The following is a 12,244-nucleotide window of genomic DNA, read 5'->3' as shown; positions in this document are numbered from 1 at the left end:
GAGGGATCCGGGGTTACTCGGAAGTGCGGAAGCGGCTGTTCTGGATGAGGAAAATTGCCGTCAGCGGGGCGGCCAGGAGAATGACCCCAACAATGATCAGCAGCATTCCAAGCTGGGAATAGTCGGCGGGCGTGGTGATGTTGCCTGCCGAATCTGTGACCTCGCGTGTGACCACGAAGATCTCGTTCAGGTATTTGGTGCCGAGGCTGGAGGCCGAGAGCGCCAAGTTGGTGAAGGAGGCCATGACGGCAAAGAAAGTGGCCTTGAGCCCCGAGGGCGCGTTGCGGGCGATCCAGGCGAGCATCGGGATCATCGCGACCTGCCCCAGCGGGGACTCCACTGCGGTGTCGACGATGGCGATGAAGCGGGCATCGACAATGCCGCCGGTCATTTCGGAGGTCCAGTGGTGGGCACCGTAGTAAAGCGCGATGTTGGGCAGGCTGAGCACGGCCTCTGTGATCGCCAGAAAGGCGACGATCCAGGCGATCGGGCGGCTGGCCATCATCGGACGGAAGATCAGCATGCCCGCCAGCGTCAGCAGGGAAGTGATGAGGGAGAGGACCGACAGGAACTGCTGATCGAACCCCAGCACGTCAATCTCAAACCAGGTGGCTCCGGGGCCGCGCAGCGGGGTGGCGCGGTAGACAAAGATGATGATGGCGGTGCCTATGAGGGCGCGGGCGTGATCAGCCGGCAGCACCGCGACCAGCTGGCGCATCAGAAACAGCACGATGGCCATGGAGCCGGCAAAGACGATTTCCTGCGAGTAGGGCACATCGCCCAGGCCGACGGCCAGCGACAGCGCGACAAAAGCGCCGCCGCCGAAGAAATACCAATAGTTCGGGGTGACCGGATCGCGGGGAGGTTCGAGCCGGGTGCGGATCTCGCTATCCGTCAAGCCTTCACGCCGCAACCGGGCAGCATTGGCCCATTTCTGGATGATCGCCAGCGCCACGCCCGATAGCGAAATCACCGGGATCAGCAGGGCCAGGGTGAAGACAAAGCCGTAAAGCGCGCCTTTTTCTGCCTGCGGCAGCGCGTCGGCGCCGTCGAACAGGGCAACGTTCAGCGCCGCTGCAGCGCTGGAGCCGCCGATCAGTGCGATCCGCCCGAAGGTCTGCATGGTGGTGTGCAGCGACTTGGTCTCAGCCTCCGGCAGCGCGTTGCCTTGGGCATCAACATGCGGCACCGCCTCAACCGACATGGCATCCGCCACCACGTCCTGCAGCACGAAGCCGCAAGGGGCCAGCAGGGCCGAGATGACGTACCAGGCCCCAAGCGGCATTAGGGCGCCCATCATCTCCGGCTGCAGCACGATGGCGGCCAGAATGCCATAGCTAGCGGCCATCAGCGCCGCCCCCGCCAGGATCAGCAGGTATTTCCAGCGCCAGATCAGGTCGACCAGATGGCCCAGCGGCATCTTCAGCGCCCAGGGCAGTCCCACCCAGAACGCAAGCCCGGCCAGAAAGGCGGCGGAAAGGTCCAGGTATTCCTTGACGTAAAACGATGCGGCCACAGTGCTGATGCCCTGCGCGCCATAGGCGAAATAGATCAGCAGCGGCGGCAGGAAGGACCAGCGCAGCTGGCGGAACAGCTCCAGCACGATGCTGTCGAACCAGTCCCAGGCCAGCACTGCCGCACGGGTCATTGCCGTCCTCCGGTCAAGAAAGGGGCCGGATCTTGAGCTCAGTCACCCGGTTGCCCTCGCGCGCGGTGACCTCGAACCGGAAGCCGTGGAAGGAGAACACCTGGCCCTTAACCGGGATCATCTGCGCCTCGTGGATCACCAGTCCCGCAACGGTGTTGGCTTCGTCGTCCGGCAGGCTCCATTCGGTGGCCCGGTTCAGGTCCCGGATGGTGGTGGCGCCTTCGACCAGATAGGCGCCGTCGGAGGTTTTCCTGGCGACGCTTTCCTCGGCTGGATCGAATTCATCGGTGATCTCGCCGACGATTTCTTCCAGGATGTCTTCCAGCGTGATCAGCCCCTGCAGGGCGCCGTATTCATCCACCACCAGCGCGAAGTGCGAGCGCATCCGCAGGAACTGGCGCATCTGCTCGTCCAGGGTGGTGGTTTCAGGCACGAAATAAGGAGCCTTGGCCACTTGGGTAACATCGAAGGACTGCAGGCGCCCGGAATCGGCATCGGCGCCTCCGGCCTGTTGGTACATTGCCCGGAAAAGATCCTTGGCGTGGACGACGCCGATGATGTTTTCCTGTTCGCCCCGGAACACAGGGAGGCGGGTATGCTGGCTTTGCAGGCATTGCTCCAGGATGGCCTCGGGCTCTGCTTCCGCATCAATCATTTGGATGTTTGAGCGGTGCAGCATGATCTCTTCGACAAAGCGGTCTGAAAGGTCGAGCGCGCCCAGGATGCGGTCGCGGTCCTCCTTTTCGACCACGCCCTCGGAGTGGCCCAGCTGAAGCGCACCGGCGATCTCCTCGCGTACCGCCATGATGTGGCTGTCGGGGTCGATGCGCACGCCGAAGACGCGGAGAACGCCGCGCACGAAGAGGCGCACAGCGCCGACAACCGGGGACAGCACCTTGACAATGATGCCGATCGGCGCCGAGACGGCCGAGGCGGCTTTCTCGGCGTTGGAAATGGCGTAGGTCTTGGGCAGCACCTCGGCAAAGACCAGCACCAGGAGGGTCATTACCAGCGTTGCCATCGCCACACCGCCCTCACCGAAGAGACGGGTGAAGAGCGCAGTGGCGAGCGATGCCGCAAGGATGTTGACGACGTTGTTGCCCAACAGGACCGAGCCGATCAGTCGCTCGTTGTCTTCGGTGATCACAAGCGCGCGCCTGGCCCCTGCCGATCCCTTGTCGGCCTGGCTGCGCAGCTTGCCGCGGGAGGCGGCGGTCAGCGCGGTCTCGGAGCCGGAGAAAAAGCCGGAGCAGACCAGCAGCAGGGCAATCGAACCTGTGGTGATCCAGAAATCGCTGTCAAAAACAGTAGTGGCGGGGTCCATTTTTGGTCCGTTGTTGAGAATGTCTGCACAGTTATGGGGGTTGGCCCGCGCCGCTTCAAGCGTTAGGCCTGATCCTGTGCCAGCGGGTGATGCTCAAGCACCAGTTCCTGCAGCCGGGCGTCCAGGACATGGGTGTAAATTTCGGTGGTGGCAATGTCGGCATGCCCCAGCAGCGCCTGGATCGCGCGCAGGTCGGCGCCGTTGGCCAGCAGATGGGTGGCGAAGGCGTGGCGCAGGGTGTGCGGTGTCACCTTGTCAGGGGAGATGCCGCCGGTCACCGCCAGTTCCTTGATCAGCAGATAGAACCGGTGCCGGGTCAAGTGGCCGGATTTGCCGCGGGACGGGAACAGGAAGCGGGAGGGCGGGTGGCCCTTGGCTTCGCGCTCCGCTTCGGCGTCATCGCGCACCAGCAGCCATTGCGCCAGCGCCTCGCGGGCGGGCGGCGACAGCGGCACCATGCGTTCCTTGCCGCCTTTGCCCAGGATCAGCAGCATCCTAGGGTCGCCGCGGGCAGCGGACACCGGCAGCGAGACAAGCTCAGTGACCCGCATGCCGGTGGCATAGAGCAGCTCCATCAGGCAGGTGTTGCGCAACCGGTCGCCCTCGCTGCGGCCGGTCTGGCGGGCGGCCTCCAGCAGGCGGTCGACCTCGATCACCTCCAGCGTCTTGGGCAGGCGCTTTTCGCGTCCGGGACCGCGGATCTGAATCGCCGGGTTGTCCTCGCGCCAGCCTTCCTCAAACGCGAAACGGTAGATCTGTTTGACCGCCGACAGCCGTCGGGCCCGGGTAGAGCGGGCCAGTCCCTGGGCGTCGCAATCAATCAGATAGGCCTCGATATCGTCTTGGGCTGCGGTGAGGAAGCTGAGCTCGCGGTGCTCCAGCCAGGTGGTCAGATCCTTGAGATCGCGGCCGTAGGCCAGCTGCGTGTTCTGCGAGGCGCCGGTCTCAGCCGCCTGGGCGTCAAGGAAGGTGGAGATCCACTGGAAATTGTCGCGCGGCGCGGCCATGTCAGCCGCGCTCCAGCAGCATCAGCTGCAGGGAGGCCCGGCGGGCGGTGTCCTCAAGCCCTACGGCGCGGAAGGCGGCCAGGGCGGCGCTGAGATCGCCGAGATTGCCGTCGGCGCCTTGGGCAAACAACATCATGCTGCGCAAGATCGCCTCGCCCAGCTGGCCGTTGTTCAGCAATTGCCGGATGGCAGGAGGCACGGCAGTTTCCGCGGCAAACCCAAGCGCGATCGCTTCCGCCAGCGGCGAGGGTGCTCCGGCATCGCCCGGGCGGCCCTGGGCCAGGGCTGCCAGGAAATGGTCCGCAGCACCGGAGGCCTGAGCGTCATGGGCCGCCAGTTCATAGGCCGGCGACAGCAAGCGGATGCGCCAGGCCAGTTCGGCGGCCGGGCCGGTGAGTTTTGCCCGCGCCAGTTGCTCGGCAAAGATATCGGCAAAGACGGTCTCGGTGCCCGCCTCCTGCATCGCCTCCCAGGCGCGGGGCAGCGATTTGGCGATAGCTTCGGCGCTGCCGGAGTTCAGATCGCTCTCCAGTTTCTGCACGGCCGCGACCCGGTCCCAGATGCCGCCGGAGGCAGCGGGTTTGCGGGCGCTGAACAGGCCAAGGTACTGGTTGGGGTTGAGCGCTCCGGCACGGGCCAGCCGCTCAGCCGCTTCCAGCTGCGCCTTCCAGCCGGCAATGTCGCGCAGGTCCGCGGCGGCAAAGGCGGGCGGCAGCGGCGCGGTGGGCATGGCTTCGCCAATGGTCTCAAACAGCCGGAATGTCAGCGGGTCCGGGTGCGCCGGACGGCGCAGCGGCGGGGCCAGCTCAAACAGGTCCGGATTCAGGTACCGGTCGAGCAGGTCCATTTGATCCTTGGGCAGAAGCTCCAGCGCGTGGGCGGTTTCCAGCATCAGCGCCGCGGTCGGCCAGTCGCCGCGCCGCGCCGCGCAGAAGATCCGGGCGGCATAGCTGTCCGACAGATGCGGCGAGGCGGTGAGTGCTGCGCAGGAAGCGTCCTCGCTGCCGGTGAGCAGGGTGGCGTCGAACCAGCGGGCGAAACGCGCCTTGCTGTCCGTGGGGCCTGCGTGCTCCACCAGCGCTTGCGACGGGTCGGTCGCCCCCAGCGCCAGCAGCCGGTCGAGCCGGGCCAGCAGGATGCGGTCGCCGGTGGCCGCCGGGGGGCGAGTCTCGGACAGCAGCAGGGTGAAGAGCAGCGCCTGCATCGCCGGGCTGCCGCGCACCGGCACGGTTTCGATCAGATGGGTAATGTCACCCGCGGAGCTGCCGCGCCACAGGTCGGCGGGCAGGCCGGTGGCTGCAGCCGGAACCAGCCCGATGGGCGGCAGCAGCGCCTCCAGCGGGGTGACGGACACCTGCGGCAGGGCCGCAGTGCCTGCGACAGGCGGCTCCAGCAGCACGGTGCCGGGCAGTCCGTCCCGGGGCTGCAGCTGGTTCAGCCAGTCAATTGCCGCCAGCGGTTCATTGGCAAGCGCGCTGCCTGCCAGCATCACCCCGGCGGCAGCCGCCTTAATCCGCATTCAGCACCACCGGCTTGCGCACCTCGGTGCTGGGCGCGCTGAAATCGGCGCCGAACCAGGGGCCGACGTAGGCATAGCCCACCAGCCCGATTGCAGCCAGAACCGCCAAGTAGACCAAGTACTTAATCAATCGCCCCATAGTGCATCCAATGCCCGTTTCCTGCTCTTTTGCTCAAGTTATATATTCCCTTTTCGTCAAGATCACGTCATTCACTGAAGAATGAGCGAAAAAGAGCAAATCAGCGGCCAGAAGGCAGCAGCGCCGGTGCCGGGGAAACTGAAGAAGACCATTGTGATGGTGGGCATGATGGGGGCCGGCAAGACCGCCGTGGGCCGCGCGCTGGCGGCCCGGCTGGGAGCGCCGTTTCTGGACAGCGACCACGAGATCGAAGCCGCCGCCAACATGACCATTCCGGAGATTTTCGCCCGCGACGGCGAGCCTTTCTTCCGCCAGAAGGAGCGGCAGGTGATTGCCCGGCTGCTGGAAGAGGAACGCGGCGTGCTGTCCACCGGCGGCGGCGCATTCCTGGCAGAGGAGAACCGGCAGGTGATCACTGCCAAGGGCGTCTCAGTCTGGCTGAACGCCGACCTTGAGGTGCTGTGGAACCGGGTGCGCCATCGCGATACCCGGCCGCTGCTGCGCACTGCCGACCCGCGTGCGACACTCAGCAACCTGTACCACGAGCGGGTGCCGCTTTATGCCAAGGCCGATGTGTCGGTGGTCTCTGACGGGCAGGCCTCGATCGAAACCATGGTTGACCGCGTGCTGGAAGCCTTGAAGGTGCGCCCCGATGTATTGGAGTGGAATTGATGGAGCGCACGGTTCATGTGCCCCTGGGCGAACGCGCCTATGATGTTGTGATCGGCCCAGGCCTGCTGGCGCAGGCGGGGGAGCGGATCAAGCCGTTGCTGAAACGGCCGCAGGTGGCGGTGCTGACGGATGAGACCGTGGCGGAGAAGCACCTGGAAAGCCTGCGTGCCGGGCTGGCCGCTGCGGGTGTGGAGATGACCGCGCTGGCGCTGCCGCCGGGTGAGGCGACCAAGGGCTGGCCGCAGTTCACCCGCTCGGTGGAATGGCTGCTGGACCAGAAGGTGGAGCGGGGCGACGTGGTTGTTGCCTTCGGCGGCGGGGTGATCGGCGACCTGGCGGGCTTTGCCGCCGCGGTGCTGCGCCGCGGCGTGCGGTTCGTGCAGATCCCGACCTCGCTTTTGGCGCAGGTCGACAGTTCCGTGGGCGGCAAGACCGGCATCAATGCGCCGCAGGGCAAGAACCTGATCGGTGCCTTCCACCAGCCCTCGCTGGTTCTGGCGGACACATCGGTGCTGGAAACCCTGACCGCGCGCGATTTCCTGTCCGGTTACGGCGAAGTGGTGAAATACGGCCTGCTGGGCGACGCGGAGTTCTTTGCCTGGCTGGAACAGAACGGCCCTGCGCTGGCTGCAGGCGATGTTGCCGCGCGGGTCGGGGCGGTGGCGCGCTCGGTGCAGATGAAGGCCGACATCGTGGTGCGCGACGAGACCGAGCAGGGTGACCGGGCGCTGCTGAACCTGGGCCATACCTTTTGCCACGCGCTGGAGGCGGCGACCGGGTATTCCGACCGGCTGCTGCATGGCGAGGGCGTGGCGATCGGCTGCGCGCTGGCGTTTGAGCTGTCGTCCAAGCTGGGCCTGTGTTCGCAGGAGGATCCGAGCCGGGTGCGGGCGCACCTGAAGGAGATGGGCATGAAGACCGACCTGACTGATATCCCCGGTGATCTGCCGGGCGCCGAAGCGCTGCTGGACCTGATGGGCCAGGACAAGAAGGTGGTGGCCGGCCAGCTGCGGTTCATCCTGGCGGGCGGCATCGGCGAGGCCTTTGTCACCGGCGACGTGCCACCGGAGGCGGTGCTGGAGGTGCTGCGCAGCGCGGGCGCCTGACCTGGGCCGCAGGCCACTGGCAGATTGCCGCAGACAGGAAAAGGGCAGCCGCAGAGGCTGCCCTTTCTTGCTTTTGCTGGCAAACGGGTGGCTCAGGCAACGTTGCTGCTGAGGTTCTGATCCCAATCATCGCCGTCTGCGTCGAGACCGATAGCAAGCGGCGGATGCGCAGCGGGCGCGGACTGGGGGCTGGAGGCCGTGCCGATGGTGAACTGAGTCACCTGCTCCCGCAACTCCTGCGCCTGGTCGGACAGCGATGTCGTCGCCGCGGTGGTCTGCTCGGCCATGGCGGCGTTCTGCTGTGCCATCATCTCCAGCTCGCCCACGGCGGTGTTGACGCCGCTCATCTGCGCCGACTGTTCCTTCATGTTGCCGGCAATCTCAACCACCAGCGAGGAAATCTCGCCCACCTGCTGGTTCACGGCGGACATCGCTTGGCCGGCCTGATCCACCAGGGCTGCGCCGTTCTTGACCTGGTCGGAGCTGCGTGCCGTCAGCTCATCGATCTGCTGAACTGCGTCGGCGCAGCGCTGCGCCAGCATACGCACCTCGGAAGCGACAACCGCAAATCCGCGGCCAGCGTCGCCTGCGCGGGCGGCCTCGACCCCGGCGTTCAGCGCCAGCAGGTTGGTCTGGAAGGCGATGTCCTGGATCACCTTGGTGATCTGGGAAATCTCCGCCGAGGATTCCTGCAGCTTGTCCATGGCAGTGATGGTGTCCTTGACCACCTCGTCGCAGGATATGACGCCTTGCTGGGCGCTGCCGGCCAGTTCTTCGGCGCGGCCGGCGTTTTCGGCGGACCGCCGCACATTGCCGGTAAGCTCGCCCATTGCCCGGGTGGTCTTCTCCAGCGTCGCCGATTCCGCCTCGGTGCGGTGCGCCAGGTCCATGGATGCTTCAGCAATTGATTTGGTGCTCTCATCGACGCTGCTGGTGAGTTCCGCAATCACCGAAACCGCTGCGCTGAGGGCTGACAGGGAGACATTGTAATCCGTCCGGATCGATTTGAACTCGTCCGGGAAATGCTTCTGGATCGGGTTGTCCAGCCGCTTGTGCTGCAGATCGGCAAGAGCTTCGCCGATGCTGCGGGTGACGGTCAGGATCTCCTCGCGGCGCTCCTTCTCTTCCTGCACGCGTTCTTCCTGCTTGCGCTGGGTGACGGTGCGCAGGTCCACAACGTTGCGGGCGACCTCGCCGATTTCGTCGCGGCGGTCTGCACCGGGAACCTCGACCTCCGTCTCGCCGGAGCCGAGCTTTTGCAGCGCCACGTTCAGGACGGCCAGCCCCTTGGTCATGTTGCGGGCGATGACCAGGCTGAGCAGCAGAACGCCTGCCAGCATAACGGCCGCAAAAATGGCCATCTCGATCAGCATCAGCTTGTTTTGCGCATCAAAGGCCGCCATGTCGCGTTCCAGGTGCTCGATCAGCAGCATTTCCTTCTTCTGCAGCACCTCAATCGCCTTGGTTGCAGCGGCAAACCAGTCCTCAGCCGTGACGCCCTCGCCGCCGTTGCCACGCAGGATCGCTTCGCGCATTTCGTCGAATTTCTTCATGGCAGGATCGCTGAACAGATTCTTGACCGCGTCCCTGTCCTCAGCAGTTGCAAAGTTCTTGAAAGCGCGCAGGCGTTCCTTGAACAATTCGTGGTCGGCAAAGAATTCTTCGCGGTCCTGTGGTTTCCAGCCGTGTTTGAACCCCACGGCGCCCGCTGCACGTTCCAGTCCTGCCGCATCAATAGCCTGCATGAAGAAGGACAGTGCCACGGCTTCTTGCGAGATCTTGGGATCATCAATGCCCTTGGCCATCGCCAGGCCGGTCTGGATCAGCGCCGCGTTCAGGTCCGTGTAATAGGAAATCAGTGCCTTCAGCTTCAGCGAATGGGTGTCGATCTTCTGCCGGATGTCTTTCTTGCGGGCCAGCTCGGATTTCGCAAACGCGATTGCCTCAATGGATTCCGGTGGCAGAAGCTCCATGTCGACCCGGCTGATCTCCTCCAGATAGGCGGCCATCTTGGCATCATTCGCCTGGCGGACCTTGACCAGTTTCTCGGGAGGGGAGCTGGCGGCACTTTCAAGGTAGCTTGCGCTCAGCCCGCGCTCCAGCTGAAGATTGTGGACCAGGCTGCTCATATGTTCCAGCACTTCGCCGGCTTCGGCAGTGTTTATCTGGGCCTTGCGTTGCAGGTCGAGCAGGGTTTGCCCGATGAACCAAAGGCTGAGAAGCAGCGGAGCCGCCAGGAGCATTCCGATCTTGGTGCTGATCGAGAGATGCTGCAGAAATCGCATACTCATATTCTGAATCCTTGATGTACCTTTTACGATCGACCCATTCATCTTCCGCGATATGTCTTAATATTCGCCTAGCCATTCTGTGCGGGGCGTTAATGGGGGTGCGATTTCGATGCGGCCCTGCTGCACCGGAATAGGCGGGCGGGGTGAGGCTGTCATCTGCTAAGGGATTGTAAGGGAATAAATAATTCGGCCGGACCGGGGAGGCGGTCGCGTCGGGCACCAATCAAGCAACTGGAAGCGGCAGGCGCGCGGCCTGCTTTCGCTCAGGCTTAAGGAGTCACCGTAAAGGCGTCGAAAAGACAGCGTGAACGGAAACAGCCCTCCGGCTGGAGAGCCAGAGGGCTGCAGAGGTAAACCGTCCGTGCTGCGTGATTCGCCCGGGTGGACTCAGAACGGGATTTCGTCGTCGTCGATGTTGTGGGAGGCTCCGCCGCCAAAGTTGCCCCCGCCACCGCCTTGCGAGCCGCTGTCATAGCCGCCGCCGTAGCCGCCGCCCTGGCTGCCACCGCCATAGCTGCCGCCTCCTTGGCCGCCGCCGCCGCCTTCGCCGCGGCCGTCCAGCATGGTCAGTGTGGAGCCGAAGCCCTGCAGCACGACCTCGGTCGAATAACGGTCCTGGCCGCTCTGGTCCTGCCACTTGCGGGTCTGCAGCTGGCCTTCGACATAGACCTTGGAGCCCTTGCGCAGGTACTGCTCGGCCACGCGGACCAGGCCTTCGTTGAAGATCGCGACGGAATGCCACTCGGTCTTCTCGCGGCGCTCACCGGTGTTGCGGTCCTTCCAGGTTTCCGAGGTGGCAATGCGCAGGTTGCAGACCTTGCCGCCGTTCTGGAAGCTGCGCACCTCCGGGTCGCGGCCCAGGTTGCCGATAAGCATGACTTTGTTGAGTGAGCCGGCCATAGGGTTCCGTCCTTTATTTCCTGAATATCCTGTCATTCGCCGGGCCGGTGCGAATCCGTCCGGGCAGTTTTGCCAGCACACTATAGACCCGGGCAGGGTGAGGAAAGCAGCTCTCTGGGGATGGTTTTACGCTTGTTTGAACGCCAATGACGGCTTCTGACGCCTGTGTTGCTTTAAATTTGCTCCGCATTAGCTATATTTGCGCAAAGTGGGACAGTGTCGGGACAGCGGAAATGCGCAAAACCGTTGCGGGTTTGGTGATTGCCATGGTTGGTGCAGGGCAGCCTGCGGCCGCTGATATCCTCAGCACCAAGAACCGCAGGGATCTGTTTGCCGCCCATACCAGGGTTCTGGATGGCCGTGCAGCGACCCAATACAAGAACTCCGCCCGATTGCAGCCCAAGACCTACAGCATCCCGTCCGCTGGCGGCACGCTGCCCTACAGCGGCAAGTACCGGGGGCAGTATCTGGAGATGGCGCGGAGTGCGGCGCGCCAGCACGGTGTGCCGGAGGATCTGTTCCTGCGCCTGGTGCAGCAGGAGAGCAACTGGAACCCCAATGCCAAGTCGCACAAGGGGGCGCTGGGGCTGGCCCAGCTGATGCCCGCCACGGCACGGGCGCTGGGGGTTAACCCTGCAGTACCGAAGCAGAACCTGGAGGGCGGCGCCCGGTATTTGGCGCGCCAGTTCCGCAAGTTCGGCTCCTGGCGGCTGGCACTGGCGGCCTATAACGCAGGGCCGGAAGCGGTTCAGAAGTACGGCGGCGTGCCGCCTTTCAAGGAAACCCAGAACTACGTGAAGAAGATTTGGGGCAGCTAGGACCCGTGCGCGGTTAACCTGTGGATAACCTTCCTTAATGCCCCGTTAACTCCGCCGGAGTGTCAAGCATTTGCCTTAATTTTTCGTGAATCTGCACGCAGGTTCTGGAGGGAATGCCTTGTATATCAACAGCTTTGACGAACGCCTTGAGCGCATTGACTGGCAGCCGAGCGCAGTTCCCACCCGCCAGATGATCGACAGCGTACTGGCCGGCCGCCTGCCGCTGCAGCCGCGCAGCGCGGTTCTGAGCCTGGCCGGGGCTGTGACGGGCATCCTGATCGGCGTCGGGCTCAAGGGCATGGGTATCCCGGGCTCGCCGTGGGGGCCGGAAACCGGGCTGGCCGGGCTGCTTGGCGGCGGGCTGGCACAAGCCGGGCTTGCGGCGTCTGTGGCAGCCGCTCTGCTGGCCGCCGCCAAGGGCAGCCGGGCGCCGCGCCTGATGCAGTTTGCCTCGATCAACCTGCTGATGATTGCCGTTCTGCTGCTGAGCTGAGACCGGTTCCCCTGTGGGAGTGGGGGAGTGCTGAGGAGCCCCATGTGCCGCCTCCGGGCAGCGCATGGGGCATTTGCCTTTGCATCGGCGCCACGCCGACGCTGTGCCCCTGTTTACCGTTATTCAGCTAAGCACAGATAGGTTTGCCCAAAATCAGAGGTTTTGGGCGAAGCATGGAACAATCAAAAATTGGGACTGAACTGTAATCGCCGGACGTAATCTCCCCAAAACCGCCGTTTGAAAAATCCCCAGCCATGAGCGGCAGGGCCAATTCCGAACCTCAAATATTCGGAATTGGCGCTGCCGCGGGACACAGGCCTGATGCTC

General features: G+C 64.3%; 11 protein-coding genes. 4 read left to right on the top strand and 7 right to left on the bottom strand.

Translation table 11 applies throughout. From position 1 onward, the window contains the following. Nucleotides 1-13: 13 nt before the first annotated feature. The 5 genes from AB1A62_RS20495 to AB1A62_RS20475 all read right to left on the bottom strand — a co-directional run bounded on the left by AB1A62_RS20495 (nucleotide 14) and on the right by AB1A62_RS20475 (nucleotide 5,637). Nucleotides 14-1,648 carry a hypothetical protein gene (locus AB1A62_RS20495; RefSeq protein ID WP_366663318.1) on the bottom strand — a complete coding sequence of 545 codons (1,635 nt, stop codon included), beginning with the start codon at nucleotides 1,646-1,648 and terminating at the stop codon, nucleotides 14-16. Nucleotides 1,649-1,661: 13 nt separating this feature from the next. Continuing rightward, on the bottom strand, nucleotides 1,662-2,972 hold the full coding sequence (locus tag AB1A62_RS20490; protein ID WP_366663317.1) for an HlyC/CorC family transporter: 1,311 nt from the start codon (nucleotides 2,970-2,972) through the stop codon (nucleotides 1,662-1,664). A 62-nt stretch (nucleotides 2,973-3,034) separates the two neighbouring features. Further along, nucleotides 3,035-3,979: a site-specific tyrosine recombinase XerD gene (locus tag AB1A62_RS20485; protein ID WP_366663316.1), complete on the bottom strand. Its 945-nt coding sequence runs from the start codon at nucleotides 3,977-3,979 to the stop codon at nucleotides 3,035-3,037. Nucleotide 3,980: 1 nt separating this feature from the next. Next, on the bottom strand, nucleotides 3,981-5,498 hold the full coding sequence (locus AB1A62_RS20480; protein ID WP_366663315.1) for a hypothetical protein: 1,518 nt from the start codon (nucleotides 5,496-5,498) through the stop codon (nucleotides 3,981-3,983). Beyond that, nucleotides 5,488-5,637 (bottom strand): hypothetical protein, encoded by a 150-nt coding sequence (locus AB1A62_RS20475; protein WP_366663314.1) that lies wholly within the window; start codon nucleotides 5,635-5,637, stop codon nucleotides 5,488-5,490. The genes AB1A62_RS20480 and AB1A62_RS20475 overlap by 11 nt, the downstream gene beginning before the upstream one ends. A gap of 81 nt (nucleotides 5,638-5,718) precedes the next feature. Between AB1A62_RS20475 and AB1A62_RS20470 the strand changes: the two genes are divergently transcribed. Beyond that, entirely contained in the window at nucleotides 5,719-6,309 is a 591-nt protein-coding gene (locus AB1A62_RS20470) for a shikimate kinase (protein ID WP_366663313.1), read from the top strand. After that, the gene (gene aroB / locus AB1A62_RS20465; protein WP_366663312.1) at nucleotides 6,309-7,415 is read left to right on the top strand and encodes a 3-dehydroquinate synthase; all 1,107 of its coding nucleotides are present in this window, start codon (nucleotides 6,309-6,311) and stop codon (nucleotides 7,413-7,415) included. The genes AB1A62_RS20470 and aroB overlap by 1 nt, the downstream gene beginning before the upstream one ends. Before the next feature lie 92 nt (nucleotides 7,416-7,507). Here the strand turns inward: aroB and AB1A62_RS20460 are convergent, their stop codons facing one another. Together AB1A62_RS20460 and AB1A62_RS20455 are read right to left on the bottom strand one after the other, a co-directional pair. After that, nucleotides 7,508-9,706, bottom strand: a complete 2,199-nt coding sequence (locus AB1A62_RS20460) for a methyl-accepting chemotaxis protein (protein ID WP_366663311.1) — start codon at nucleotides 9,704-9,706, stop codon at nucleotides 7,508-7,510. 387 nt (nucleotides 9,707-10,093) lie between these two features. Beyond that, on the bottom strand, nucleotides 10,094-10,606 hold the full coding sequence (locus AB1A62_RS20455; protein WP_366663310.1) for a single-stranded DNA-binding protein: 513 nt from the start codon (nucleotides 10,604-10,606) through the stop codon (nucleotides 10,094-10,096). Between the two features lie 233 nt (nucleotides 10,607-10,839). Here AB1A62_RS20455 and AB1A62_RS20450 point away from each other — a divergent pair, with 233 nt between their 5' ends. Further along, a complete protein-coding gene (locus AB1A62_RS20450) occupies nucleotides 10,840-11,424 on the top strand; it encodes a lytic transglycosylase domain-containing protein (protein WP_366663309.1) in 585 nt (194 codons plus the stop codon). A 118-nt stretch (nucleotides 11,425-11,542) separates the two neighbouring features. Next, entirely contained in the window at nucleotides 11,543-11,917 is a 375-nt protein-coding gene (locus AB1A62_RS20445) for a hypothetical protein (protein WP_366663308.1), read from the top strand. Nucleotides 11,918-12,244: the final 327 nt, after the last annotated feature.

It is taken from the genome of Leisingera sp. JC11 (assembly GCF_040704725.1).
Taxonomy (GTDB): domain Bacteria; phylum Pseudomonadota; class Alphaproteobacteria; order Rhodobacterales; family Rhodobacteraceae; genus Leisingera.
The sequence above is the reverse complement of the archived record's forward strand: the minus strand, read 5'-3'. Positions and strand labels throughout refer to the sequence as shown.